At 67.5% G+C, this 24946-nt stretch carries 22 protein-coding genes; 12 read left to right on the forward strand and 10 right to left on the reverse strand.

Annotated elements, in window-relative coordinates:
- Positions 1 to 9: 9 nt before the first annotated feature.
- Genes DI276_RS44785 through DI276_RS44795 form a run of 3 tightly spaced genes read right to left on the reverse strand, consistent with a single transcriptional unit; the run spans position 10 to position 2961 of the window.
- The gene (locus DI276_RS44785; RefSeq protein ID WP_112275579.1) at positions 10 to 816 is read right to left on the reverse strand and encodes a carbohydrate ABC transporter permease; all 807 of its coding nucleotides are present in this window, start codon (positions 814 to 816) and stop codon (positions 10 to 12) included.
- Complete coding sequence (locus DI276_RS44790; RefSeq protein ID WP_112275581.1) at positions 813 to 1682, reverse strand: carbohydrate ABC transporter permease; 870 nt, start codon at positions 1680 to 1682, stop codon at positions 813 to 815. Before DI276_RS44790 ends, DI276_RS44785 begins: the two co-directional genes overlap by 4 nt.
- Before the next feature lie 10 nt (positions 1683 to 1692).
- Positions 1693 to 2961, reverse strand: coding sequence for an ABC transporter substrate-binding protein (locus tag DI276_RS44795; protein WP_112275583.1), 1269 nt, complete (start codon positions 2959 to 2961; stop codon positions 1693 to 1695).
- Between the two features lie 113 nt (positions 2962 to 3074).
- On the opposite strand from DI276_RS44795, the gene DI276_RS44800 reads away from it, so the two are divergent.
- A complete protein-coding gene (locus DI276_RS44800; protein ID WP_112275585.1) occupies positions 3075 to 4100 on the forward strand; it encodes a LacI family DNA-binding transcriptional regulator in 1026 nt (341 codons plus the stop codon).
- 108 nt (positions 4101 to 4208) lie between these two features.
- Here DI276_RS44800 and DI276_RS44805 read toward each other — a convergent pair whose 3' ends face one another.
- Positions 4209 to 5108: a LysR family transcriptional regulator gene (locus tag DI276_RS44805; RefSeq protein ID WP_112275587.1), complete on the reverse strand. Its 900-nt coding sequence runs from the start codon at positions 5106 to 5108 to the stop codon at positions 4209 to 4211.
- A 287-nt stretch (positions 5109 to 5395) separates the two neighbouring features.
- Positions 5396 to 6139 carry a hypothetical protein gene (locus DI276_RS44810; RefSeq protein WP_112275589.1) on the reverse strand — a complete coding sequence of 248 codons (744 nt, stop codon included), beginning with the start codon at positions 6137 to 6139 and terminating at the stop codon, positions 5396 to 5398.
- A 232-nt stretch (positions 6140 to 6371) separates the two neighbouring features.
- Between DI276_RS44810 and tig the strand changes: the two genes are divergently transcribed.
- The 6 genes from tig (at position 6372) to DI276_RS50585 (ending at position 13895) form a co-directional block, all read left to right on the forward strand.
- Positions 6372 to 7712, forward strand: coding sequence for a trigger factor (tig, locus tag DI276_RS44815; protein ID WP_112275591.1), 1341 nt, complete (start codon positions 6372 to 6374; stop codon positions 7710 to 7712).
- 177 nt (positions 7713 to 7889) lie between these two features.
- On the forward strand, positions 7890 to 8477 hold the full coding sequence (locus DI276_RS44820) for an ATP-dependent Clp protease proteolytic subunit (RefSeq protein WP_112275785.1): 588 nt from the start codon (positions 7890 to 7892) through the stop codon (positions 8475 to 8477).
- A 35-nt stretch (positions 8478 to 8512) separates the two neighbouring features.
- The gene (locus DI276_RS44825) at positions 8513 to 9127 is read left to right on the forward strand and encodes an ATP-dependent Clp protease proteolytic subunit (RefSeq protein ID WP_112275787.1); all 615 of its coding nucleotides are present in this window, start codon (positions 8513 to 8515) and stop codon (positions 9125 to 9127) included.
- Between the two features lie 243 nt (positions 9128 to 9370).
- Positions 9371 to 10651, forward strand: coding sequence for an ATP-dependent Clp protease ATP-binding subunit ClpX (clpX, locus tag DI276_RS44830; RefSeq protein ID WP_112275593.1), 1281 nt, complete (start codon positions 9371 to 9373; stop codon positions 10649 to 10651).
- A gap of 64 nt (positions 10652 to 10715) precedes the next feature.
- On the forward strand, positions 10716 to 11294 hold the full coding sequence (locus tag DI276_RS44835) for an RBBP9/YdeN family alpha/beta hydrolase (RefSeq protein WP_112275595.1): 579 nt from the start codon (positions 10716 to 10718) through the stop codon (positions 11292 to 11294).
- A 24-nt stretch (positions 11295 to 11318) separates the two neighbouring features.
- The gene (locus DI276_RS50585; protein ID WP_157985347.1) at positions 11319 to 13895 is read left to right on the forward strand and encodes a serine hydrolase domain-containing protein; all 2577 of its coding nucleotides are present in this window, start codon (positions 11319 to 11321) and stop codon (positions 13893 to 13895) included.
- Between the two features lie 94 nt (positions 13896 to 13989).
- Here DI276_RS50585 and DI276_RS44845 read toward each other — a convergent pair whose 3' ends face one another.
- From DI276_RS44845 to fdhD, 3 genes are read right to left on the reverse strand one after another with little or no spacing between them, the layout of a single operon-like run.
- Entirely contained in the window at positions 13990 to 14877 is an 888-nt protein-coding gene (locus DI276_RS44845; protein WP_112275598.1) for an alpha/beta hydrolase, read from the reverse strand.
- A 39-nt stretch (positions 14878 to 14916) separates the two neighbouring features.
- Positions 14917 to 16047, reverse strand: a complete 1131-nt coding sequence (locus DI276_RS44850) for a CaiB/BaiF CoA transferase family protein (RefSeq protein WP_112275600.1) — start codon at positions 16045 to 16047, stop codon at positions 14917 to 14919.
- A complete protein-coding gene (fdhD, locus tag DI276_RS44855; RefSeq protein ID WP_112275611.1) occupies positions 16034 to 16861 on the reverse strand; it encodes a formate dehydrogenase accessory sulfurtransferase FdhD in 828 nt (275 codons plus the stop codon). The genes DI276_RS44850 and fdhD overlap by 14 nt, the downstream gene beginning before the upstream one ends.
- A gap of 65 nt (positions 16862 to 16926) precedes the next feature.
- Between fdhD and DI276_RS44860 the strand changes: the two genes are divergently transcribed.
- Both DI276_RS44860 and DI276_RS44865 read left to right on the forward strand, forming a co-directional pair.
- Entirely contained in the window at positions 16927 to 18441 is a 1515-nt protein-coding gene (locus tag DI276_RS44860; protein ID WP_112275613.1) for a phytoene desaturase family protein, read from the forward strand.
- Between the two features lie 45 nt (positions 18442 to 18486).
- Positions 18487 to 18978 (forward strand): hypothetical protein, encoded by a 492-nt coding sequence (locus tag DI276_RS44865; RefSeq protein WP_112275615.1) that lies wholly within the window; start codon positions 18487 to 18489, stop codon positions 18976 to 18978.
- On the opposite strand, the gene DI276_RS44870 is transcribed toward DI276_RS44865, so the two are convergent.
- Positions 18923 to 19507 (reverse strand): DUF2238 domain-containing protein, encoded by a 585-nt coding sequence (locus tag DI276_RS44870; protein ID WP_112275789.1) that lies wholly within the window; start codon positions 19505 to 19507, stop codon positions 18923 to 18925. The genes DI276_RS44865 and DI276_RS44870 overlap by 56 nt on opposite strands.
- Positions 19508 to 19601: 94 nt before the next feature.
- Between DI276_RS44870 and DI276_RS44875 the strand changes: the two genes are divergently transcribed.
- The 3 genes from DI276_RS44875 to DI276_RS44880 all read left to right on the forward strand — a co-directional run bounded on the left by DI276_RS44875 (position 19602) and on the right by DI276_RS44880 (position 22648).
- Entirely contained in the window at positions 19602 to 20159 is a 558-nt protein-coding gene (locus DI276_RS44875) for an ArsR/SmtB family transcription factor (protein WP_112275617.1), read from the forward strand.
- Positions 20160 to 20217: 58 nt separating this feature from the next.
- Positions 20218 to 20373: a hypothetical protein gene (locus DI276_RS50590; protein ID WP_157985348.1), complete on the forward strand. Its 156-nt coding sequence runs from the start codon at positions 20218 to 20220 to the stop codon at positions 20371 to 20373.
- 67 nt (positions 20374 to 20440) lie between these two features.
- Positions 20441 to 22648 (forward strand): glycosyl hydrolase family 28 protein, encoded by a 2208-nt coding sequence (locus tag DI276_RS44880; protein WP_112275619.1) that lies wholly within the window; start codon positions 20441 to 20443, stop codon positions 22646 to 22648.
- Here the strand turns inward: DI276_RS44880 and DI276_RS44885 are convergent.
- Positions 22641 to 24929, reverse strand: coding sequence for an FdhF/YdeP family oxidoreductase (locus DI276_RS44885; RefSeq protein ID WP_112275621.1), 2289 nt, complete (start codon positions 24927 to 24929; stop codon positions 22641 to 22643). The genes DI276_RS44880 and DI276_RS44885 overlap by 8 nt on opposite strands.
- Positions 24930 to 24946: the final 17 nt, after the last annotated feature.

Here is a 24946-nt window from a genome sequence, read left to right on the forward strand (position 1 = left end):
CGCAATGGTTTATCCCTTGATCGCGCCTTCTCCCACTCCGCGGAAGAAGTGCTTTTGCAGCAACAGGAACAGCAGGATCAGCGGGAGGACGGCGATGATCGTGCCCGCCGCCACCAGCCGCTGGTTCTGCACGAACGTGCCCTGGAGGTACGCGAGGCCGATGGTGAGCGTGTACTTCTCCTGGTCGCTCAGCACGACGAGCGGCCAGAGGAAGTCGTCCCAGCTGAACATGAACGAGAACAGCGCCACCACGACCAGCGTGCCCTTCACCGACGGCAGCGCGAGGCGGGTGAACCGCTGCCACGCGTTGGCGCCGTCGATGATCGCGGCTTCCTCGACTTCGGCGGGGAGTGCGAGGAAGGCGTTGCGCAGCAACAGGACGTTGAGCGCGGCGATCGAGCCGGGCAGCACGACGCCGGTGAGGGTGTTGGTGAGGCCGAGGCCGCGCATCACCAGGAACAGCGAGATGAGGATGGCCTCGAACGGCACCAGGATGCTGCTGGCGAAGATCACCGCGGCGAACCTGCGGCCCTTGAACTTCAGCCGCGCCAAGGCATAGCCGGCCATGGCCGCACCCAGGCAGTTGGTGAGGACGTTGACGCTCGCGACGCCCAGCGAGTTGAGCGCGAACGTCCAGACCGGCACGACGTCCGCGACGGCGGCGTAGTTGCCGAAGGTCGGGTCGTTCGGGATGAAGTCGGGGACGAAGACGTCCTCGTTCGGTCCCTTGATGCTGGTGGCGAACTGCCAGAGGAACGGCCCGACGCTGATTGCCAGGACGGCCAGCAGTGCGATGTACCGGAGGGCGAGTTTCACAGCTGGTCCTCCCTGCGGTTGAGCTTGAGGGTGATCAGCAGCAGCCCCAGCAGGATCACGAACAGCACGAGGCTCAGCGCCGAGGCGTACCCGACCTCACCGGTGAGGCCGCGGCCGGTGAGCTGGATGAGCATCACCATCGTGGTGCTCGCCCCGCCCGGCCCGCCGGATCCGCCCGACAGCAGGTAGATCTCGGAGAACACGCGGAACCCGTTGACCGCGCTCAGTGCCGCGACGAGCACCATGGTCGGGCGCAGTGCGGGCACGGTGACCGACCAGAACCTCCTGATCGGACCGGCGCCGTCGACCATCGCTGCCTCGTGCAGGTCCTTGGGCACGTTTGCGAGCGCGGCCAGGTAGATCACCATGTAGTAGCCGAGGCCGCGCCAGATCGTCACGACCATCGAGCTGATCAACAGCAGCGTCGAGTCGGTGAGAAACCCGATCCTGGTGCCGCCCAACGCTTCCACCACGTTGTTCACCAGGCCGCGACTGTCGAGCAGCCACGTCCAGATGAGCCCGACCACGACCGCGGACGCGATCACCGGTGTGAAGAACGCCGTGCGGAAGATCCCGATGCCCGGCACGATCTTCTGCGCGAGCATCGCGATCAACAGCGGCAACAGCACCAGTGGCGGTACCACGCCGACCATGTAGAGCAGGCTGTTGCGGGCGGCCAGCCAGAACTTCGGGTCCTCCGCCATCCGCACGAAGTTGTCCACACCGGTGAACTGGCCGCCGCCCAGCGCGCTCGCGTCGGTGAACGAGAGCACGATCATGTTCAGGAACGGGAAGATCACGAACATGAAGGAGACGGCCAGTCCTGGCAACAGGAACAGCCACGGCGTGTAGGGCCTGTGCGTCATTTTTCCGTGGTCACTTGAGGAGCCTGTTGCACTCGGCGACGGCGTCGTCGAGCGCCTGCTTCGCGGACTTCTTGCCGAGCATCGCGTCCGCGAGCTGCTGCAGCAGCGCCTCGCGCATCTGGTCGCTGAACTGCACCGGCGTGTAGTTCACCGCGGTCTTGAGCTGCTTGGCCGCCGCGACCCGCACGCGCGCCTCGTCGGTGCCGTCCTCCGTGGTGAAGTACGGGTCGTCGCCGCCCTTGCTGGTGCTCGGGAAGATCGACGCGAGCTTCGCGAACTTCACCTGGTTCTCGGCGTTGGTGACGAACCGGCCGAACGCGAGCGCCGTCGCCTGGTTCTTGCTGCTCCTCGGCACGCTCACGCCGTGCAGGAACATGTTGGCGCTGCCGGTGTTCGTGATGGGCGTGGAGATGCCGATGTTCGCGTAGAGGCTGGGCGCGTCGGTCTTGAACTTGCCGAGGTCGTACGCGCTGCCGGGGTTGAGCGCGGTCTGCTGCGCCATGAACTTGGCGCCGGCGCCGGTGTAGTTCTGCGTCAGCGCCTCGGGGATCAGCGCGCCCGCGTCGTACATCCGCTTGTAGCTCTCGACGAACTCGACCCCCTTGGCGTCGTTGAAGGTGAACTTGTCGTTCTCGAACACCTTCACGCCGTACAGCCCGAAGTCGGCGATCGTCGGCGTCTGGCCGAGCATGGCGATCTTCTTGCTCTGGGCGAGCTTCAGCGCCTGCTCTTCGAGCTCCTTGAACGTCTTCGGCGGCTTGTCCGGGTCGAGGCCCGCCTGGGTGAACAGGGCCTTGTTGTAGAAGATCGGCCCGGTGTTGAGGTACCAGGGGAAGCCGTAGCAGCCGCCCTTGCCGGGGATCTCGAACGCCTGCCAGGCGTTCTCCAGGTACTCGGGCTTGGCTTCCTTGAGATTCTGGTCCAGGTCGACCAGCTGGCCGGCCTTGGCGAGCGGGAAGCTGAGATCCGGCGGCACGTTGATGACGTCGGGCAGGCTGCCCGCGCTCGCGTCGGCCATGACCTTGGCCAGGTACCCGTCCGCGGGCTGGTCGACCCACTTCACCGAGGTGCCCTGGTGCTGCTTCTGGAACGCGTCGATGACACCGTTGACGTAGTCGGTGTACTTGGGCTTCAGCGACCACGTCTGGAACGTGATCTCGCCGGTGACCTGCCCGCTCGCCGATGAGCCCGACCCGGTGCTGCCGCCCAGTCCGCAGCCGGCGAGGGGCCCTGCGACCGGGAGTGCTGCCAGGCCCGCGAGGAACGTGCGCCTCTTCATTGACACCCACCTCCTTGGTCGCGGACCCTAGCTAAACCGGTTTATCTCCGGCTAGCCTCCGAACGTCTTGTTGTCTCGTTCCGGACAGGGAGCGGGTTGCGGAAGGGCGCTGGGTGAAGAGGCCAACGATCAAGGACATCGCGGCTGCGGCGGGCGTGTCCAAAGGTGCTGTGTCGTTGGCGTTGAACGGGCGGTCCGGGGTGTCGGAGGAGACCCGCGCGCGTGTTCTGGCGGTGGCTTCCTCGTTGGGGTACCGGCCTTCTGTCACCGCTCGGGCGCTGTCGTCAGCGTCTGCCGACGCGGTGGGGCTGGTGCTGGTGCGGCCGCCGCGGGCGTTGGGGGACGAGGCGTTCTTCTTCCAGCTGATCGCCGGTATACAGTCGGAGATGTCGTCCGCTTTGTTGCTGCAGGTGGTTTCTTCTCGGTCGGACGAGATCGAGTTGTATCGGCGGTGGTGGGCCGAGCACCGGGTTGACGGGGTGTTCCTCGTGGATCTGCTGGTGGATGATCCTCGGGTCTCGTTGATGTCGTCGCTCGGGTTGCCGGCTGTTGTCGTGGGTGGAGCTGGGCACCACGGGTCGCTGGCTTCGGTGTGGGCTGATGACTACGCGGCCATGACTTCGGTGGTGTTGTATCTGAAGTCGTTGGGGCATCGGCGGATTGCCCGGGTGGCTGGGTTGTCTTCGTTGTTGCACACGGTGCGGCGGGATCAAGCGTTCTTGTCGTCTGTTGTGGACGGTGTGATCGTGGCTGGGGATTACACGGCTGAGGCTGGAGCCTTGGCTACTCGGTCACTGTTGTCCGGGGAGTTGTCGGGGTGGGGTGGGGAGCCGCCCACGGCGATCGTTTACGACAACGATGTGATGGCTGTCGCTGGGGCTGAGGTGGCTGCTTCGCTTGGGGTTGCTGTGCCTGGTGAGCTGTCGATCGTGGCTTGGGACGACTCGGTGTTGTGTCAGCACGGGCGGTTGACTGCGTTGTCTCGGGACACGTTTGCGTTTGGGGCTCGGGCTGCTCGGGCTTTGTTGGCGGTGTTGGAGGGGGCATCGCCTACTGACGTTGAGGATGTGTTGCCTGAGTTGGTGGTTCGGGGGAGTACTGGGGGTGTGCCGCCTTCGGCGGGCGCTTCGGTTTCGTAGCGTTCCCCTGTTGCGTAGATGGTGCGGTCCGTGACGGCGACCCGCCCGCACCGCGTTTCAAGCGTTCGAGCAGCTCGCCTACGGCGTCGCCAAAGCAGTTCGGCTTCGTCAGGTCAGCGAGGCGACCTGGTCGCTCACCACTTGGGCCGCTGCCGAGACCAGGGCGGTCACCGCCGGGTTCGTCGAGTTGTCCTGGCGCCAGCCGAACTGCGTGTAGACGCGGAAGGTCGGGGACCAGGGCAAGCGGACCAACCTGCCGTCGGAGAGCTCGCTGGCCACGGTCACCTCGGGCATCAGAGCGATGCCCAGGCCTGAGGCGACGGCGCGTTTGGCGGCGTCCACCGAGTCGAGTTCCAGGACGGGGGCGCGGGTGTCGTCGTAGCCGAGTTGGTGTTCGAAGAGTTCGTGGTAGGAGGCGCCGTTCTCGGCTCGGATCAGGGTGCTGCTGGTGAGGTCGTCCTCGGAGAGGGACTGGCGTTGCGTGAGCATGTGGTTCGGGCCCGCGACCATCACCAGGGGCTCTGGGCACAGGACCGTTGTTTCGAGGCCGTCTCTTGGTTCGATGGCGCCGATGAAGAAGGCGCAGTCGAGTGTTCCGTCGCGGACTGAGTTCAGGTTGTTGAGCGTGTTCCGCGAGTGCAGTGAGAGTTGGACCGACGGGTAGCGCCAGCACATGTATTCGATGAGTGGTAGCAGACGGTAGTCGGTCAAACTCTGTGCGGAGCCGATGACTAGTTTGCCGTGTGGCTCGCCGTTCATCGTTATGGCTTTTCGGGCCTTTTCGGTGAGGTTGATGATGTTTCGCGCGAACGGGAGCAGTTCCACGCCCGCTGACGTCATCTGGATACCTCGGGGGAGCCTGCGGAAAAGGACGACCCCCAGGGCCTCCTCCAGCGCCTTGATGCGGGTCGTGATGGTCGGCTGCGAGCAGTTGAGCGTGGCAGCGGCCTTGGTGAAGCTCCCTGTCTGAACCACGGTCGTGAACGCGAGAAGCTGGCGTGTCTCCATCAGGCGGATCCTCGGGGTAAAACAGTGCGACGACTTTTTCTCGTTCGTTCCCGTGGTCCTGTTACGGATGGTGCGGGAGCAGTAACGCTACCTGTCTGCTGCGCGGCGCCGATTGGTGCTTATGGAGTCAACTTGATCGGTCGCGAAAGGTCGTTGCGGCCGAAAGAGTGAAATTGAGACGGGTGCTTTTACGGGCGGTAGTTGGGTGACTCTTTTCGGTGAAGTTGTTCGCCTGGCGAAACAAAAGGCGCCGTCGCACGCGGGTGCGACGGCGCCTTGAGCGGGGGTCAGCAGGAGGCAGCGGAGACTCCGGCGAGGACGCGGTAGGTCTTCGCGGCACCGTCGCGTTCGGTCTGGGTGATGGTGAGCTCGTAGCCGATCGCGCCCGACTTCTCACGGCCCTGGTAGCGCGCGAAGTGGTCGTACTGGGCGAGCTGGTCGATCGAGTTGATCCGGGTGGCCTTCACCGTGGTGGGCAGGAGGCCGTCGCGGGTGCCGCGGTCGGCCGCCGCCACGCCCTGCGTGCCGGCCTCCTGGGTGATGTCGACCTCGTACAGCTCGCCCGCCTGCTGGCGGACGAACAGGCGGGTGGGGCTGCTGCCGTTGCGCCAGACCGGGCCGTCGATCGTGCAGGACACACTGGAGCTGCCCATCTTCAGCACGAGGAACGGGACCTCGCGCGGGTCCTGGTCGGTCAGCGAGAGGAAACCGGAGGTCGCAGCGGAGGCGCTCGTCTCGTCGTGCTTGGCGGCGACGCGGATCTCCTGCTTCGGCAGGCCCGCGCCCACCGTCTCGTCGGACAGGTGCACGCTCCAGCCGGGGTGTGCGGACGTGAGGCCCGACACGTACTGCGGCTGGCGGTACTCGGCGTTCTGGCCGCGGAGCCATTCGGGGCTTCCGGCGCTCTCGAACAAGTAGGCCATGACGGTGGCTTCCGGTGCCGGTGCGGCGAGTGCGGGCGTGGTGATGACACCGAGCAGCGCCGCGCTCGTGGCCGCAGCGGCGAGAAGTCTTGCGTCCTTGCGCAACATCGTGATCCCCAAGTGAAGTCGAATCCCCAGCGGTGGTGGTCGTGTCGGCCAGCACCGCCGGGGAGTCAACCGGGTGAGGCTCACGGTTCGGTCACGTGGTGGGGAACAGGTCCGGCTGGCAGGGGTGGCGGCGGTCACAGCGCGGGTCTCGCCTAGACTCGCTGGGAATCCGGGCGCCAGCTAAGGCGGTACCGGCTGTCTGCACGTTCTTGTTCGTTACGAGGAGTCCACGTTGAAGAGCACCGTCGAGCACCTGAGCCCGACGAGGGTCCGGATCAACGTCGAGGTGCCGTTCGACGAGCTCAAGTCGAACTTCGACCAGGCGTACCGGAAGCTCGCGAAGCAGGTCCGCATCCCCGGTTTCCGTCCGGGCAAGGCCCCCGCCAAGGTGCTGGAGAGCCGCATCGGCCGCGCTCCGGTGCTGGACGAGGTCATCCAGGAGGCCATCCCGGCCAAGTACCTGGAGGCGGTCAACGCCGGTGAGGTGCGCACGCTCGGCCGTCCCGACTTCGAGGTCACCAAGATCGAGGACGGCGAGACGCTCGAGTTCACCGCCGAGGTCGACGTTCGTCCCGAGATCACCGTGCCCGCGTTCGGCGAGCTCGAGGTCACGGTCGACGAGCAGGAGGTCACCGACGAGGACGTGACCACGCAGCTCGACGAGCTGCGGGCCCGCTTCGGCACGCTGACCGGCGTCACCCGCCCGGCCGAGACCGGCGACTTCGTCATCGTCGACCTGTCCGCCACGGTCGACGGCGAAGAGGTCGAGGAGGCGCGCACCGCCGGCCTGTCCTACGAGATCGGCTCCGGCCAGCTCGTCGAGGGCATCGACGACGCGCTCGTCGGCGCGTCCGAGGGTGAGACCAAGACCTTCAACACCACGCTGGTCGCCGGTGAGCACCAGGGCCGCGAGGCCGAGGTCACCGTGGTGCTGAACACCGTCAAGGAGCGTCAGCTCCCCGAGCTGGACGACGAGTTCGCCCAGCTCGCCAGCGAGTTCGACACGCTCGACGAGCTCAAGGCCGACCTGCAGACCCGCCTGGGTCGCGTCAAGAAGATGCAGCAGGGCGTCCAGGCGCGCGACAAGGTCCTCGAGGCGCTGCTCGAGACCACCGAGGTCCCGCTGCCCGAGGGCATCGTCCAGGGCGAGATCGACGCGCGGAAGCACGACGCCGTCCACGCCTTCGACCACGACGAGGCGAAGTTCGCCGAGTGGCTGACCGAGCAGGGGCAGTCGGAGGAGGAGTTCGACGCCGAGCTGCGCAAGGCGGCCGAGCAGGCCGTCAAGACGCAGCTGGTGCTCGACTCGATCGCCGACGCCGAGCAGGTCACGGTGTCCGACGGCGAGCTGACCGAGCGGATCATCTACCAGGCCCAGCGCTTCGGCATCAGCCCGGACGAGTACGTCAAGCGCGCCCAGCAGTCGGGTCAGCTCGGCGCGATCTTCGCCGACGTCCGCAGGGGCAAGGCGCTCGCGAGCGTCGTGCGGCAGGCTTCGGTGTCCGACACCTCGGGCACCAAGCTGGACCTCGACGAGCTCTTCGGCGAGACGAAGGCGGACGACTCCGAGTAGTCGCCGCGTGAGCTGGCGAACACCGGAAATACAGCCCTGAGCGAACGCGGGCGGTGTCGGGCATCTGACGCCGCCCGCCTTCGTTAAGGTCGGTTGCAGAAGGTTTTGGCATCCAGATTCGTTCCACCTGGAGTTAGGCAGGCAGACGTGACGCAGCACTCCTTCCCGACCCCCGAGATGCGGTCGGCCACCGCCGGGATGAACCTCAACGACTCGGTGTACGAGCGGCTGCTCCGCGAGCGGATCATCGTCCTGGGATCGCAGGTCGAAGAGGGCATCGCCAACCAGATCACCGCGCAGCTGCTGCTGCTGGCCGCTGAGGACCCCGAGAAGGACATCACCCTCTACATCAACTCGCCGGGTGGCTCCGTCACGGCGGGCATGGCCATCTACGACACGATGCAGCTCATCGAGCCGGACGTGGCGACGGTGGCGATGGGTCTCGCGGCCTCGATGGGGCAGTTCCTGCTCTCCGCGGGTGCCCCCGGCAAGCGCCAGGCGCTCCCGCACGCACGCATCCTCATGCACCAGCCGTCGGCCGGTGTCGGTGGTACCGCCGCGGACATCGCGATCCAGGCGGACATGCTGACGCGCACCAAGCGCGAGATGGCCGAGTTGATCGCCGAGCACACCGGTCAGCCGGTCGAGCGCATCATCCAGGACTCCGACCGCGACCGCTGGTTCACGGCGCAGGAAGCGCTGGAGTACGGCTTCGTCGACAAGGTCGTCACGCGGTCGCAGCCCGTCGGCGACTCGAACATCTGACGTCAGCTAGGAGACCTGAAGTGAGCCAGTTCCACATGCCTCAGTCGCGGTACGTGCTGCCGTCCTTCGTCGAGCGCACGAGCTACGGCATGAAGGAGTCGAACCCGTACAACAAGCTGTTCGAGGAGCGCATCATCTTCCTCGGCGTGCAGGTTGACGACGCCTCGGCCAACGACGTCATGGCGCAGCTGCTGGTGCTCGAGTCCGAGGACCCGGACCGCGACATCCTGATGTACATCAACTCGCCGGGTGGCTCGTTCACCTCGCTGATGGCCATCTACGACACCATGCAGTTCGTGCGTCCGGACATCCAGACGTACTGCCTCGGCCAGGCCGCCTCGGCCGCCGCGGTGCTGCTGGCCGCCGGCACGCCCGGCAAGCGCCACGCGCTGCCGAACGCGCGAATCCTGATCCACCAGCCTTCGATGGAGGGCGCGTACGGTCAGGTGTCCGACCTGGAGATCCAGTCGAACGAGATCCAGCGTGTGCGCCGCCTGATGGAGTCCACCCTCGCGCGGCACACGAACCGGACGGCAGAGGAGGTCCGCGAGAGCATCGAGCGCGACCGGATCCTCACGGCCGAGGAGGCCAAGGAGTACGGCATCGTCGACTCGGTGCTGCCCTACCGCAAGCTCTCGGCCAAGTCCTGATGCGAATGTCCGGACTGTGGGAAACCCCAGAGTCCGGGCATCGCAGACCCACCCGACACGCCGATGTGACCGGTTAACTGGCCTGATCGGCGCGTCGGGGGGACGCTGGTCCTCCCCTGAAACGGGGTAGGCCAGGTACCGTCAGGAGAACGGGCTCAGCACCCACAGCCAGTGGGACTGCCACAGCAAGTCAGCAGGCGCACTACAGCAGGTGTGCGCCGGAGGGGACATAGGTCAGCGGTCATGGCGCGTATCGGTGACGGCGGCGACTTGCTGAAGTGCTCTTTCTGCGGAAAGAGCCAGAAGCAGGTGAAGAAACTCATCGCCGGCCCCGGCGTCTACATCTGCGATGAGTGCATCGATCTCTGCAACGAGATCATCGAGGAGGAGCTGGCCGAAGCCGGCGACGTGAAGCTCGACGAGCTGCCGAAGCCCGCCGAGATCCACGAGTTCCTCGACCAGTACGTCATCGGCCAGAGTGATGCCAAGCGCACCCTCTCCGTCGCCGTCTACAACCACTACAAGCGCATCCAGGCGGGCGACCGCGGACGCGAGGGTAGGGACGACGGTGTCGAGCTGGCGAAGTCGAACATCCTCATGCTGGGCCCCACGGGCTGCGGCAAGACCTACCTCGCGCAGACGCTCGCGAAGATGCTGAACGTGCCGTTCGCCATCGCCGACGCGACCGCGCTGACGGAGGCCGGGTACGTCGGTGAGGACGTCGAGAACATCCTCCTGAAGCTCATCCAGGCCGCCGACTACGACGTGAAGCGCGCCGAGACGGGCATCATCTACATCGACGAGGTCGACAAGATCGCTCGAAAGAGTGAAAACCCGTCGATCACGCGCGACGTGTCCGGTGAGGGCGTTCAGCAGGCGTTGCTCAAGATCCTGGAAGGCACCACCGCATCGGTGCCCCCGCAGGGCGGCCGCAAGCACCCGCACCAGGAGTTCATCCAGATCGACACGACGAACGTGCTGTTCATCGTGGCCGGTGCCTTCGCGGGCCTGGAGAAGATCATTCAGGACCGGGTCGGCAAGCGCGGCCTGGGCTTCGGTGCCGAGGTTCGCTCCAAGGCCGAGGTGGAGGCGTCGGACTTCTTCTCCGACTCCATGCCGGAGGATCTGATCAAGTTCGGCCTGATCCCCGAGTTCATCGGGCGTCTGCCGATGGTCGCCTCCGTGACGAACCTCGACAAGCCGTCGCTGGTGCAGATCCTCACCGAGCCGAAGAACGCGCTGGTCAAGCAGTACCAGAAGCTGTTCGAGATGGACGGCGTCGAGCTGGAGTTCACCAAGACCGCGCTCGAGGCGGTCGCCGACCAGGCGATCCTGCGCGGAACCGGTGCCCGCGGTCTGCGCGCGATCATGGAAGAGGTCCTGCTCCCGGTGATGTACGACATCCCGAGCCGCACGGACGTCGCCAAGGTCGTCATCACCGAGCAGACGGTGAAGGAGAACGTGAACCCGACGATCGTGGCCCGGCAGCCCTCGCGCCGGGAGCGTCGAGAAAAGTCGGCGTAAGCGATCTTTCCGAAAGGGCGTCGGTGATCACACCGGCGCCCTTTCGGCGTTCTAAGGTGGAGACATGTCGCTGCCTCACGTGCTCATCCTCCACGGCTGGACCGGCTCCGGCCCGGACCACTGGCAGAGCTTGCTCGCCCGCACGGTCTCGGAGCACGGCGGCCTCGCGGACATGCCGCACTTCAGCGACCCGGACGAGCCTGACCTGACCACGTGGCTGCGCGAGCTGGACACGCACCTCGAAGCGGCGCCGACCGACCGCGAACGGGTCGTGGTCGCCCATTCGCTCGGCTGCTACCTGTGGCTGCACCACGCCGCCCGGCAGAGCATCGGCCACGTCGACCGCGTGCTGCTGGTGGCTCCGCCCGCGCCGGACTACCCGGAGCGAGCCATCAAGTCGTTCTTCCCGGCCCCGCTCGACCCGGCCGGCCTGCGTCGTGCCGCCACCGACACCCGGCTGGTCGTGGGCGATGCCGACCCGTACTGCTCGATGCCGGTCGCCAAGCAGCTCGCCGAGGCGTTGCGGATCGAGATCGACGTGCTGCCCGGCGCGGCGCACATCAACACCGACGCGGGCTACGGGGAGTGGCCCGCGGTGCTCAAGTGGGTGCGGTCGAAGACGGTGCCGCTCTCACCACGCTGACGGAGCTTCACTTCTGGGGGGAACGTGAACACCACAGCCGCCTGGCTGAACCGCAGGCTGCCCGAACTCCTGGCCGAACACGGCGTCGTCGGCGCCCAGGCGGCCGTGCTGACCGACGGCGAGATCATCGAGGCGTCCGCGGGCGTCCTCAACGTCGAGACCGGCGCGCCGGTCACGGCGGACTCGACGTTCCAGATCGCGTCCATCACCAAGATCTGGACGGCGACGCTCGTGCAGGAGCTGGTGAACGGGGGCCTGCTGGACCTCGACCGGCCGGTGCGCGACGTCCTGCCGGATTTCCGGCTCGCCGACGAGCGGGCAGCCGGCAGAGTCACACCTCGCCAGCTGCTGACCCACACCGCGGGCTTCGACGGCGACCTCTTCTTCGACACCGGCACGGGCGACGACGCCCTCGAGAAGTTCGTGGCGCTGCTCGCCGACGCCCAGCAGGTCAGTCCGCCGGGCGAGCTCTGGTCGTACTGCAACAGCGGCTTCTCGGTGCTCGGCCGGATCGTGGAAGTGTTGCGCGGCAAGCCGTTCAACACGGTCCTCCGCGAACGTCTGGCCGTCCCGCTGGGCCTCACCGTCGAGACGACCATCGTTCCGGGGCCACACATGGCTGACGGCCACGTGCGGGAAGACGACGTGATGAAGCCGGTGACCGACTACGGCCCGGTGTCCGACTTCCCGGCCGGCGCATCACTGGCCACGAGCGCGCGCGACCTGCTCGCGTTCGTCCGCATGCACCTCGGCACGCCCGGTCTAGCCGCGATGCGCGAGCCGCAGGTCCAGCTGCCCGACGTCGGTGAGCACTCCTCGTGGGGCCTCGGCTGGAAGCTGGTCGACGCCGTGGACACCACCGTGATCGGCCACAACGGCGGCAACAAGGGCTTCGAGTCGAACCTGTGCGTTGTGCCGGAGACCGGCGTGGCGGTCGCGTTGCTGACCAACGGCGGCCCCGCGCTGCCCGTGTTCGGCGGGATTTTCGAGCACCTGTCAGGCGTTCGGATGCGTCCACGCCCGGTCCCACCGGCAGTGCCGGTGCCGGTTGATCTGCTGCGGTTCGCGGGCGTCTACCGCAACGTCGGGTACGACGTCCACGTGACGCCGGCCGACGAGGGACGCGTGCAGGTGCGCTTCGAGGGCCGCACCGAAGTCACCAAGGCGGTGGCACGCCCGGCTCGCGAGTTCACCGCCCTGCACGACAACGCCCTGATCGCCGTCGACGAGCCGCACACCGTGCTCGCGCTGATCGGGCGCTGGCTCTACTTCGGCCAGAACGCCGAACGCGTCGAGAGTCCGGCCGAGTGGCTCACCCGCAGGCTGCCCGAGTTGCTGGAGGAGCGCGGCGTCGTCGGCGCGCAGGTGGCGGTGCTGTACAACGGAGAAATCGTTGACGTAGCAGCAGGTGTGCGCAACAACGTCACGAACGAACCGGTGACGAGCGACACGCTGTTCCAGATCGGTTCGGTCACCAAGATCTGGACGGCCACCCTGGTCCAGGAGCTGGTGAACGACGGGCTGCTGGACCTCGACCGGCCGGTGCGCGACGTGCTGCCCGAGTTCCGGCTGGCCGACGAAGAGGCCGCGAGAGTCATCACACCGCGCCAACTCCTTTGCCACACCGCGGGTTTCGAGGGCGACCTCTTCCACGACACCGGCAACGGCGACGACATGTTGGTGAAGTACCTGGAGCGCATGGCGGACGCGGAGCAGATCGCTCCGCCCGGTGAGCTGTACATGTACAGCAACAGCGGCTACGTGGTGCTCGGCCGGATCGTGGAAGTGCTGCGCGGCAAGCCCTTCAACACCGTGCTGCGCGAACGCCTGATCGACCGCCTCGGCTTGCAGGCCGCCACGCGCCACGCCGAGTACCCGGACTGGAGCGCCTCGGGACACCTGCGCGAAGACGGCGTGCTGAAGCCCGTCGAGGAGAAGACACCCGAGGCTGTCGCACCGGCCGGCTCGATGCTCGCCATGAACGCGCGGGGCCTGCTCACGTTCGTGCGGATGCACCTCGACACCACCGAGTTCGACGCGATGCGGGAATCCCAGGTCGTGCAACCCGACCTCGGCTTCGGCGGCAGGCAAGGTCTGGGCTGGCTGCTGCACGACTACGACAACGGCCTCACCGGGCTGTGGCACGACGGCCAGACGCCGGGCTTCCGGGCGTACCTGCAGGTGATTCCGGAAGCCGGCCTCGCCTTCACGGTGCTCACCAACGGGGGAGCGGCCCAGCCGATCGTGCGGGCGGTGCACGCGAAAGTGTTGGGAGAGCTGGCGAACGCGACCCTGCACGAGTTCCCCGAGCCGCCTGCGGTCCCCGTGCCGATCGACATCGACAAGGTCACCGGGGTCTACCGCGCCCAGCGGGCCGACATCCACGTCACCGCGAGCGAGCACGGGCGGGTGCGGCTGCGGGCCGTGGCCAGAGACGTCGAGGTGCCGGACGTGGTCGAGGAGTACACCGGACTCCGCGCCGACGCGTTGATCGCCGTGGAGGCGGAGAACGGCCACCACAGCGTCATCGTCCTTTGTGGACGCGACGAGCAGGGCAGGGTCAAGTGGCTGCACTGGGGACGAGTGGCGGTCCGGATCTAGTGGCGTGTCACGCAACGTTGGCGAGGTAATTCACGCGCACCACGATGCGCCCGTCTGACCGCAAATTCCCCCGGCAACGTTGCGAGCCACGCCACTAAACCGCGCGCTTCGCGTACTTGGCCAGGAACTGCACGACGTCGGGCGTCACCTTGCGGTAGAACCCGTCGTCGTGCCCGCCGGCCTTCACCGTGCCGACCTCTGGCCGCACCTCGCGGATGAACCGCCGGGTGCCCTCGATGAACCGGTCGCGGTCACCGATCCACACGCCCAGCGCGGTCGGGCCGGTCGACTTCAGGTGCCGCAACGGGTCCAGCGACGCCCACTCGGCCTCGTCCTTGAACGCGCGGCGCTTGGCCATCTCCGGCCACGTCGTGATCAGGCCGGGGGAGATGGCCGCGGTGGCCGCGATCGGGTCGCCGCGTTCGGCGCGGCGGCGGGCGTAGAGCAACGCGCCGAAGCCGCCCATGGACACGCCCGTCGCGGCGAAGGCCTCGCCGTAGCCGCGTTCGCGCAGCCACTGGGGGACCTCGTCCAGCAGCATCGCCATCGGGTTGTCGCCGGGGATGTTCTCGTGCCAGTAGTGGTCGCCGCCGTCCACCGCGACGAAGCCGAACGCCGGGACCGAGCCTTTCGCGACGGCCGAGGACAGCACGTCGGCCAGGTCGCCGACGGAGGCGTGGCGGGCGTCGCCGTGCAGGCCGTGCAGCAGCAGCGACATCGGCAGGCCGCGGGGGTTCACGCCGGCCGGGAGGTAGAAGGCGAGGGTGACTTCGCGGCCGCGGGCGGCCGAGTGCACGCGCTCGAAGTGGATCGTCGGCTTGGCGGCGGAGGTGGAACTCACCCTGACCCGGTCCGCGGTGGCGATCTGCTGTTCGGTGGTCTCCGAGGACGACGACACGTACGTCGCGACCCCGGTGGCTGTCGCGATGACCACCCCGATCGCCGCGAACAGAGTGCGGCGGTTGTACCTCGGTTCCCCCATGCTCACCTCATCGCGTGGGTACCGTTCCTCGTTTCCTGCTCAGAGGACGGAACGCGCGCGTAAAGCGGACAGTTCCTCCTCCGAACAACCCAGCCAGCGCAACACGTGATCATTGTGCGCGCCGAGGGCAGGGACCGCACCCGGTGACCATTCGAAACCGGCGACGGGCGGCGGCAGCATCCGCACCGATCCGCCGGGAACCTGCACGTCAACCCATGTGGAGAGCTGCGGGTGACCAGGCAGCTCGGTGATCGAGCGGGTCACTGCGGCCGGCACGTCGGCGGCGTCCAACGCGGCCAGCAACTCGGCCGCGGTCATGGCTGAAAAGGCTTGTTCGAGCAGCTTCTGCAGCTCCGCGCGGTGCTCCACACGGGAGGCCACTGTGGCGAACCTCTCCTCCGCGGCGAGCCCGATCAGCCCGCACAGCCGCTGCCACTGGCCGTCGTTCTGCACGGCCAGGTGCACGGCACCGTCCGCGCACGCCACCGGTCCGTACGGCGCGATGCTCGGGTGGTGCGCGCCCGACCGCGGGGCAGCGGCGCCCGTCCCGGCGGCGTAGAGCATCGGCTGGTGCATCCACTCGGCCATCGCCTCGAACAGCGACAACCGCAGCCGCACGCCCTCACCCGTCCGCCCGCGTTGCAACAGCGCGGCCAGCACCGCAGCGTGCAGCTGGACGCCCGCCGCGATGTCCGCCACGGAGATGCCCGCGCGAGCCACCACGTCACCCTCGCCGGTCAGCGACACAAGCCCGGCCTCGGACTGCACCAGTGCGTCGAACGCCTTGCGGTCCGCGTACGGCCCGTCCCAGCCGTAGCCGGACAGCTCACCGACGATCAGCGAGGAAGGCAGGTCCAACGCCAGGCGGGACCACACCCGCGGCGACAGGTTGCACAGCAGCACGTCAGCGCGGGCGACCAGACGTTCCAGCACCGCACGGCCATCGGGGTGGTTGATGTCGAGCGACACCGACTCCTTGCCGACGTTCGTCCACGCGAAGTACGACGACACGGAACCGCACGACGAGTCGTAGTGCCGGGCGAAGTCGCCGACGCCGGGCCGTTCGACCTTGATGACCCGCGCCCCCAGGTCGGCCAGCAGCCGGGTCGCGTACGGCACGGCGACGGCCTGCTCCAGGCTCACCACCACGACGCCGTCAAGCGGTCTCAACCACGCGCTCCCCTCCGGTGTAGACGTTCATCGAGTCGCCGCGCAGGAACCCGACGAGGGTCATGCCCTGCTCCTCGGCCAGCTCCACGGCGAGCGACGACGGCGCCGACACCGCGGCGAGCACCGGAATTCCGGCCATCGCGGCCTTCTGCACCAGCTCGAACGACGCCCGCCCGGACACCATCAGCACCGCACCGGTCAGCGGCACCAGGTTCTGCAGCACCGCCCAGCCCAGCACCTTGTCGACGGCGTTGTGCCGGCCCACGTCCTCGCGCACGACCAGCAGCTCGCCGTGCACGAACAGCCCGGCCGCGTGCAGCCCGCCGGTGCTCTCGAAGACCTTCTGCCGTTCCCGCAACGCGTCCGGGAAGCCCGTCAGCGCCTCCGCGGTGACCCGCACCTCGTCCAGCGCGGGGGAGTAGCGGGTCTTGAGCTTCACGGCGTCCAGCGCGGCCTTCCCGCACACGCCGCACGACGACGTGGTGTAGAAGTTCCGCTCCACCCCGGTGTCCGGCGGCGGCACGCCCTCGGCCAGCGCGATGTCCAGCACGTTGTAGGTGTTCATCCCGTCCGGCCCGGTGCCCTCGCAGAACCGGGCGACCGAGACGTCGCCGGACGAGCCGATGACGCCCTCGCTGAGCAGGAAGCCGTGCGCGAGCTCGACGTCCTGGCCGGGAGTGCGCATCGTGACGGCCAACGCCTTTCCGTTGACCCTCAGCTCCAGCGGTTCCTCGGCCGCCAGCGCGTCCACCCGGCGCCGCCTACCGTTCGGCGACACCCGCTCGACCGCTCGGCGCACCGTCACTCGGCCCATGTGCACATCTCCTTCGGACCGCTATGTTCCCCACCGACCAGGCTACGTGGGAGGAGTCTCGGGGCATGGACGACGTCGTGATCGTGGGAGGCGGCCACAACGGGCTGGTGGCGGCCGCGTACCTCGCGCGGGCGGGGAAGTCGGTCAAGGTGCTGGAGAAGCTGCCGCACGTCGGCGGCGCGGCGGTGAGCGCGTCACCGTGGGAGGGCGTCGACGCCAGGCTGTCCCGCTTCTCCTACCTGGTGTCGCTGCTGCCCGACCAGATCGTCGCCGACCTGGGCCTGAAGCTGGCGTTGAAGCCGCGTGCGGCGTCCTCGTACACGCCGAACGGCAAGACCGGGCTGCTGGTCGAACGTTCGCCGGGCGTGGCGACCGCGGCGTCCTTCGAGGCCGTGTGCGGGTCGCTGGACGACTGGGAGCGGTGGCAGCGCTGGTACGCCGACCTGGAGCTGATGGCGGCCGCACTGGCGCCGACTCTTTTGGAGCCACTGGTTTCCCGGGACCACCTGCGCGTGCACGTCGACGCGGTGGCACGCGGCCGGCTGTGGGACCAGGTCTTCGAACGCCCGATCGGGGCGACGCTGCAGGAGCTGTTCGACAACAACCTGGTGCGCGGCGTCGTCGCCACCGACGCGTTGATCGGCACGCACTCGTCGCTGCATTCGTTGCGCGCCAACAAGTGCTTCCTCTACCACGTCATCGGCAACGGTTCCGGCGAGTGGAAGGTCCCGGTCGGCGGCATGGGTGCGGTGACCGCCGAGCTGGAGCGGGTCGCCCGCGAGGCCGGTGCGGAGATCATTTGCGGCGCTGAGGTGACCGCGATCGAGTCGGACGGCAAGACGGCGTCGGTCAGCTACGACGGCGGGTCCGTCGACGCGCGCTTTGTATTGTCCAATGTGGCGCCCTCCGTGCTGGGACGGTTGCAGGGCAAGGAAGTCCACGACGCGCCGGGCTGTCAGCTGAAGATCAACATGCTGCTGCGCAAGCTGCCGGAGCTGAAGTCGGGCGTGGACGCGCGGCTCGCGTTCGCCGGCACCTTCCACCTCGACGAGTCCTACGACCAGCTGGAGACCGCGTACCTGGAGAGCGTCGCCGGTCAGGTGCCGTCGGTGCTGCCGGGCGAGATGTACTGCCACTCGCTGACCGATCCGTCGATCCTCGGGCCGTCGCTGGCGGGCCACGAGACGTTGACGCTGTTCGGCCTGCACCTGCCCGCGTCGTTGTTCGAGGGCCGCAACTCCGAGCTGCGCGACGAGCTCGTGCGGCGCTACCTGGACCAGCTCAACGCCCACCTCGTGGAGCCGATCCAGGACTGTCTGGCCGTCGACGCGAACGGCGATCCGTGCATCGAGGCCCGCACGCCGCTGGACCTGGAGGACGAGCTCGGACTGCCGGGTGGCAACATCTTCCACGGAGAGCTCGACTGGCCGTTCGCCGAGACCGACGATCAGGTCGGCCAGTGGGGCGTCGAGACCGACGTGGACAACGTCTTCGTCTGCGGCGCGGGCTCCAGGCGCGGCGGTGGCGTCAGCGGCATCGGCGGCCACAACGCGGCGCGCGCGGTGCTCGAACGCATCTGAAATTTTTGATGACATCTGCCGTTATCTCTGGTTACAGTTGACGGCGTGGGGGACTTTTACGGGATCGCGGAGATCGCCGACGCCATGGGGCTCAGCCGGCAGTTGGTGGCCGTGTGGCGCAAGCGGCGCTCGCACGGCATTCCGGAGCCGGACGCCGAGCTCGCGTCCGGCCCGATCTGGCGCCGCGAGACGGTGGAGCCGTGGATCGAGCGCACGCGCGGACGGCTCGGCCTTGCGGGCGCACGGGAGTCGGCGAGCAGGAGCCTGCGGCTGCGCACGTGCCGGCGGGTCTTGCGGCTGGCGGCGTTGATGCTGGAGGAACCGCAGCGGCCGCGCGTGCTCAACGACGCCGCTGATCAGCTGCGCGACCTCATCCACGAGGTCGACCAGACCGCGGACGACGTCGTCGGCGCGCTGCTGCGAGAGCTCATCGAACCGGTGCGCGACCCGGACGTGCCCGCGGAGTTGTTGCGGGTGCCGGTCATTGAGTCGTTGCCGCTGGTGACCGCCGTCGCACGGAACTCGCCAGACTGGTGACGAGCGCGCCGAGCGCAGCCAGTGCCATGTCGGCGTGGGCATCCCACATGTCGCCCTGCTGCCCGTTGTAGGCCTCGGCCGTCTCGGCGCCGAGCGTCATCGCGATCGCCCACTCCAGCAGCTCGTACAGCGCGCTGGTCGCCAGCACGATCTCCAGTGAGCGCAACCACTTCAGTCGCAGCACCGCCGTGAGGCACACGCCGTACGCGAAGTGCACGAGTCGGTCGAAGTGGTTGCGCTCCCACGAGAACAGCTCCGACAGCCGCGCGCCGAACACCGCGTCCGTCCAGTCGTCGTACGGCACGAACGAGTAGATCCACCGCGCCGCGATCGTGTGCAGGGCCAGGAAGGCCAGCGCCCACGCCCACTGCGCGGTGTCCAGCCTGCGTCTCAGCAGCCACAGCCCCACCACCGCCACCGCGGTGAGTGAGCTGTGCAGTGCCTGCTCAGCCGGCCATGGCGGGTTGATCCACGTCGCTGCGACTAGTGCCCCGAACGCCCCCAGCAGCCATCGCTGCCCCCGAGTCATGCGCACAGCCTGGCTGATCATGGGCGGTTTTATATCAGGATTTATACATCAAGGAACCTTGCTAAAGGTTTATTGATACGTGTACGGTGGTGCCATGACCGACGCTCCCATCACTGACCCCAAGGCACTCCGGGCGCTGTCGCACCCGTTCCGGTGGAAGCTGATCAACCTGCTCACCGAGCAGGGACCGAGCACTGCCACGCAGTGCTCGGCGAAGCTCGGGGAGAGCGTCGCCAGTTGCTCGTACCACCTGAACATGCTGGCCAAGTACGGCTTCGTCGCAGAGGTGGAAGGTCCTGGCAGGCAGAAGCCGTGGCGGATCGTGAAGCGTCATCAGATGATCTCGGCGGAAGGGCTCGACGACGAGGGGGCGCTGGCTGCCCAGGCTGCCGAGATGGCCTATCTGGACCAGGAGTTCGAGCGCATCCGCGAGTACGCGCGTCAGCACGAGCACCTGTCGGATGAGTGGCGCGACCACTACGGCGTCATCAGTTCCACGTCGTTCATGACGCGTGAAGAGTTGCGCGAGGTCCAGCGTGGGATTCGGGCATTGCTCGACCGCTTCGACGAGCGCGTGGAGAACCCGGAACTGCGACCTGAAGGCGCGCGAGCGGTGCGCTTCTTCGTGAGCACGTCCGTTTCACCCGAGTAGGTCCGACCTGAGGGGAATCGCCATGTTGTCGCACTACGATGCGTTTGCTATTGCGAAGATGAAGCAGGCCGACTTCGAGGCCGACGCGACCGTCCGACGGCTCGTTCGTGCACCTGAGGAAGTCGACGCCAAGCCCGAGGGGCAGGTCGGGGCCGGGTTGCTTCCGGCGGGTCGCCGCCGCTGGAGGCTGTTCGGTCGCGTGCGACCGGCGTAGCGTGTGGTCTCAGCCGCCGCTGTAAAGGTTTTCACCACGTTTCAACCCGACCGAGGGGAGAACACCGGTGTTCCCGAGACTCGGCGCGGCGGTGGCTGCGGCGCTGTTGGCTGTGACCGTGCTGGCCCAACCCGCCCCAGGAAGTCCGACACAGGCGGCGGTGCACAACGTCAAGGACTACGGCGCGGTCGGCAACGGCAGCGCGAACGACACGGCCGCGATCAACAGGGCGATCACGGCGGCGAACGCGGCCGGCGGCGGGACCGTGCAGTTCCCGCCGGGCAAGTACCGGTCGCCCAACTCGATCCACCTGAAGAGCAACGTCACGATCCAGCTCGACGCGGGCGCGACGATCATGGGTGCGTCCGGCACCGGGTACGACCCGCCGGAGGACAACCCGTGGGACGAGTACCAGGACTACGGGCACAGCCACTTCCACAACGCGATGATCTGGGGCGACCGGCTGACGAACATCGCGTTCGTGGGCAGCGGCACCATCGACGGCGGCGGCCACCTGATCACCGGCAACCCGGACCGCGGCGAGGCCGACAAGATCATCTCGTTGACGCGCTGCGAGAACCTCACCGTGAGCGGCATCAAGCTGCGTCGCGGCGGGCACTTCGCGATGCTGATCAACGGGTGCAAGAACGTCGTCAGCGACCGGTTGACGATCGACACGGCGAGCGACCGCGACGGCTGGAACGTCATCAGCACCACCAATGTGACGATCACCAACGGCAATTTCGCGGGCAACGACGACGCGCTGGCGTTCAAGAGCGACTACGCGCTCGGGCAGAAGATCTCCAACGGCAACGTGAAGGTCTACGACACGAAGCTCAGCGCGGGGTGCTGCAACGCGTTGATGTTCGGCTCGGAGACGTGCGGCGACTTCACCGGCTACGACTTCCAGCGCATCCAGATCCAGGGCTCCAACAAGTCCGGGCTCGGCATGGTGTCGATGGACGGCACGAACATCTCCGACGTGCACTACCGCGACATCACCATCAGCGGTGTCCGGTCGCCGATCATGATGAAGGTCGGCGCCCGAAAGCGTTGCGGCAACAACCCCGGCGTCGGTTCGATCAGGAACATCACCTACGACAACATCACGATCAACGGCGCGTCGCCGTCGTTCAGCCCCACCATCCACGGTGACGTCGACGGCCGGATCAGCGACGTCACGTTCACCAACGTCAAGATCAACGTGCCCGGCGGCAACGGCACGATGTCGACCAGCCCGCCGAGCAACCAGCGCACCAACTACAACCCGAACAGCATCGGCACACGACCCGCGTACGGCTGGTACGTGCGGTACGCCGACCGCATCAGGTGGGTCGGCGGCAGCGGAGTCTCGTTCACCAGCAACGACGGCAGGCCCGCCGTGATCGCGGACAACTCGACCGACCTGACGTTCGACGGCTTCGGCTGGGAGCGCGGCACGAGCAGCCCGACGGACTTCCTGTTCCGCAACACCAATGGTTTCTGCGTTCGCAACTCCGGCACGCCGCGGATCCAGAACACCGGCTCGACCGAGAAGTGCGGTGTGGGCAACGACTTCAGCCTCACCGTCGACCCCGCCGCGCGCACGATCAAACCGGGCGAGACCGCGTCGTTCGCGATCCGCACGACAGCGACCGGCTCACCGGGTCCGATCTCGCTGGACGCGGAGAACATCCCGGCCGGCGCGGTGGTCCAGTTCAACCCGGCCACCGTCAACCCCGGCGGCACCGCCACGATGACCGTCGCGACCCTGCCGGACACCCCGGAAGGCACGTCCGACATCACCGTGACCGGAACGGCGGGTGCGGTCACGAAGTCGGCGAAGGCCCGGCTGACGATCGGGGACGCGTCGGGCGAGCTGGTGCTGAGCGGACTTTCGGTGGCGGACACCGGAAACGCCGGCGACTGGTCGTTGCAGACGAGCCTGCGCGCCGGCGTCGCGCAGTACGGCGACCGCGACTTCACGTTCAGCGCGGTGCCGGCCGAGGTCGCGGGCGCGCAGTGGGTCCGCACCGCCAACGACTCGAAGTCGGCGACGCAGAACCCGTTGGCGCGCTTCACGATCAACCGCGACGCGGTGGTCCACGTCGCGGTCGACACGCGGCTCGGCAAACGGCCGTGGATGGACGCGCTGTGGGTGGACAGCGGCCTGTCACTGGTCAACACCGAAGGGTCCCCGAAGACCTTCCGCCTGTACGCCAAGGGTTTCCCGGCAGGCGAGGTTCAACTGGGACCCAACGGTGGTGCCAGCAACTACAGCGTCATCGTCAAATAGCAGGCTCGAGCCGCACGATCACGGACTTCGAGGTTGGCGTCCCCGAGATGTCGGCCTTGGAGTCGAGCGGCACCAAGGGGTTCGCCTCGGGGAAGTACGTGGCCACGCACCCGTGCGCGGTCGGGTAGGAGACGATCCGGAACGACTCGGCGCGGCGTTCGACTACGCCCGTCGGGTCGTCCTTCCACTCCGACACGATGTTGACCATCTGGCCGTCCTTGAACCCCAGCGCTGCAATGTCGTCGGGGTTCACGAACACCACGCGCCGGCCGTCCTTCACGCCGCGGTAGCGGTCGTCGAGGCCGTAGATCGTGGTGTTGTACTGGTCGTGGCTGCGCAGGGTCTGCATCAGCAGGCGGCCCTCCGGCACTTCCAGCACGGTCAGCTCGTTCGCGGTGAAGTTCGCCTTGCCGGTGGCCGTCGCGAACTCCTGCGAGTCGCGCGGCGGGTGCGGCAGCACGAAACCGTCGGGCTGACGCACGCGCGTGTTGTAGTCGGTGCAGCCCGGCACCACACGCGAGATGTGCTCGCGGATGACGTCGTAGTCCTTCTCGAACTCTTCCCAGGCAATGGGGTGCGCGGCGCCGAGCGTCTTGCGGGCGAGGCGGCAGATGATCGACACCTCGGACAGCAGCTGGTCGGACGCGGGCGCCAACCGGCCGCGCGAGCGGTGCACGACCGACATCGAGTCCTCGACCGTCACGAACTGCTCGCCCGAGTGCTGCACGTCGCTCTCGGTGCGGCCGAGCGCGGGCAGGATCAGCGCGGTGCGACCGTGGATCACGTGCGAGCGGTTGAGCTTCGTGGAGACGTGCACGGTCAACGAGCACTGCTCCAGCGCCTTCTCGGTCACCGGCGTGTCCGGGGTGGCGCTGACGAAGTTGCCGCCCATGGCGATGAACACCTTGCCGCGCCCGTGCCGCATGGCGTTGATGGCGTCGACGGTGTCGTAACCGTGCTTGCGCGGCACCGGGATGCCGAACTCGGTCTCCAGCGCCTGCAAGAACTTCTCCGGCATCTTCTCGTAGATGCCCATCGTGCGGTCGCCCTGCACGTTCGAGTGGCCGCGCACGGGGCAGAGGCCGGCGCCCGGCTTGCCGATCATGCCGCGCAGGAACATGACGTTCGCGACCTCGCGGATCGTCGGCACGCTGTGCTTGTGCTGCGTCAGACCCATGGCCCAGCAGGCGATCGTGCGCTGCGAGTCGACGAACATGCCGGCCACGCGGGTGATCTGCTCGCGGGTCAGGCCGGTCGCGGTGAGCACCGCGTCCCAGTCGAGCTCGCGCAGGCCGGCTGCGTACTCCTCGAAGCCGTGCGTCTTGGCGTTCACGAAGTTCTTGTCGGCCTTGTCCCACTGCAGGACCAGGTGACCGATCGCCTGGAACAGCGCCTGGTCGCCGCCGACCTTGATCTGCACGAACTCGTCGCACAGCGCGGTGCCGCGGCCGACGACGCCCGCGACGTTCTGCGGGTTCTTGAACCGCATCAGGCCCGCTTCCGGCAGCGGGTTCACGGCGATGATCTTCGCGCCGTTCTTCTTCGCGTCCTCGAGTGCACTGAGCATGCGCGGGTGGTTCGTGCCGGGGTTCTGGCCCACGACCACGATCAGGTCGGCGAGGTCGAAGTCCTTGATCGATACCGAGCCCTTGCCGATGCCGATGGTCTCGTTCAGCGCGGCGCCGGACGACTCGTGGCACATGTTCGAGCAGTCCGGCAGGTTGTTGGTGCCGAACGAGCGGACCAGCAGCTGGTAGAGGAACGCGGCCTCGTTGCTGGTGCGGCCGGACGTGTAGAAGATCGCCTCGTCGGGCGAGGAGAGCGCGTTCAGCTCCTCGGCGACGAGCGTGAACGCGGCGTCCCAGCTGATCGGCGTGTAGTGCGTGGCGCCGGGCTCGAGCACCATCGGCTCGGTGAGGCGGCCCTGCTGCCCGAGCCAGTAGTCGGTCTTGGTCTGCAGGCTCTCGACCGAGTGCGCGGCGAAGAACTCGGGCCCGATGCGCCGCTTCGTCGCCTCCTCGGCGACGGCCTTCGCGCCGTTCTCGCAGAACTCCGCCATCTTGCGGTGGCCCTGCGGCTCCGGCCACGCGCAACCGGGACAGTCGAAACCTTCACGCTGGTTGAGCAGGCGCAACGTCTTGACCGTCCGGCTGACACCCATCTGCTCGACCGCCCGGTCGAGCGACACGAGCACACCGGGAATACCCGCTGCCCATGTCTTCGGGGTGGTGACTTCGAGCGCGGACTCGTCGACGTCGTGCTGCGGGGGCTTGCTGCTCATACGTGCATTCTTCGCTG

This window comes from Lentzea terrae, assembly GCF_003265345.1.
Taxonomy (GTDB): Bacteria; Actinomycetota; Actinomycetes; order Mycobacteriales; family Pseudonocardiaceae; genus Lentzea; species Lentzea terrae.

What these genes read in the sequence shown, in the direction of transcription:
- DI276_RS44790 (WP_112275581.1), bottom strand. Translation starts at nt 1,682, where the DNA reads ATGACGCACAGGCCCTACACGCCGTGGCTGTTCCTGTTGCCAGGACTG.
- DI276_RS44795 (WP_112275583.1), bottom strand. Translation starts at nt 2,961, where the DNA reads ATGAAGAGGCGCACGTTCCTCGCGGGCCTGGCAGCACTCCCGGTCGCA.
- DI276_RS44805 (WP_112275587.1), bottom strand. Translation starts at nt 5,108, where the DNA reads ATGGAGACACGCCAGCTTCTCGCGTTCACGACCGTGGTTCAGACAGGG.
- DI276_RS44810 (WP_112275589.1), bottom strand. Translation starts at nt 6,139, where the DNA reads ATGTTGCGCAAGGACGCAAGACTTCTCGCCGCTGCGGCCACGAGCGCG.
- DI276_RS44820 (WP_112275785.1), top strand. Translation starts at nt 7,890, where the DNA reads ATGCGGTCGGCCACCGCCGGGATGAACCTCAACGACTCGGTGTACGAG.
- DI276_RS44825 (WP_112275787.1), top strand. Translation starts at nt 8,513, where the DNA reads ATGCCTCAGTCGCGGTACGTGCTGCCGTCCTTCGTCGAGCGCACGAGC.
- clpX (WP_112275593.1), top strand. Translation starts at nt 9,371, where the DNA reads ATGGCGCGTATCGGTGACGGCGGCGACTTGCTGAAGTGCTCTTTCTGC.
- DI276_RS44835 (WP_112275595.1), top strand. Translation starts at nt 10,716, where the DNA reads ATGTCGCTGCCTCACGTGCTCATCCTCCACGGCTGGACCGGCTCCGGC.
- DI276_RS44845 (WP_112275598.1), bottom strand. Translation starts at nt 14,877, where the DNA reads ATGGGGGAACCGAGGTACAACCGCCGCACTCTGTTCGCGGCGATCGGG.
- fdhD (WP_112275611.1), bottom strand. Translation starts at nt 16,861, where the DNA reads ATGGGCCGAGTGACGGTGCGCCGAGCGGTCGAGCGGGTGTCGCCGAAC.
- DI276_RS44860 (WP_112275613.1), top strand. Translation starts at nt 16,927, where the DNA reads ATGGACGACGTCGTGATCGTGGGAGGCGGCCACAACGGGCTGGTGGCG.
- DI276_RS44870 (WP_112275789.1), bottom strand. Translation starts at nt 19,507, where the DNA reads ATGACTCGGGGGCAGCGATGGCTGCTGGGGGCGTTCGGGGCACTAGTC.
- DI276_RS44875 (WP_112275617.1), top strand. Translation starts at nt 19,602, where the DNA reads ATGACCGACGCTCCCATCACTGACCCCAAGGCACTCCGGGCGCTGTCG.
- DI276_RS50590 (WP_157985348.1), top strand. Translation starts at nt 20,218, where the DNA reads ATGAAGCAGGCCGACTTCGAGGCCGACGCGACCGTCCGACGGCTCGTT.
- DI276_RS44885 (WP_112275621.1), bottom strand. Translation starts at nt 24,929, where the DNA reads ATGAGCAGCAAGCCCCCGCAGCACGACGTCGACGAGTCCGCGCTCGAA.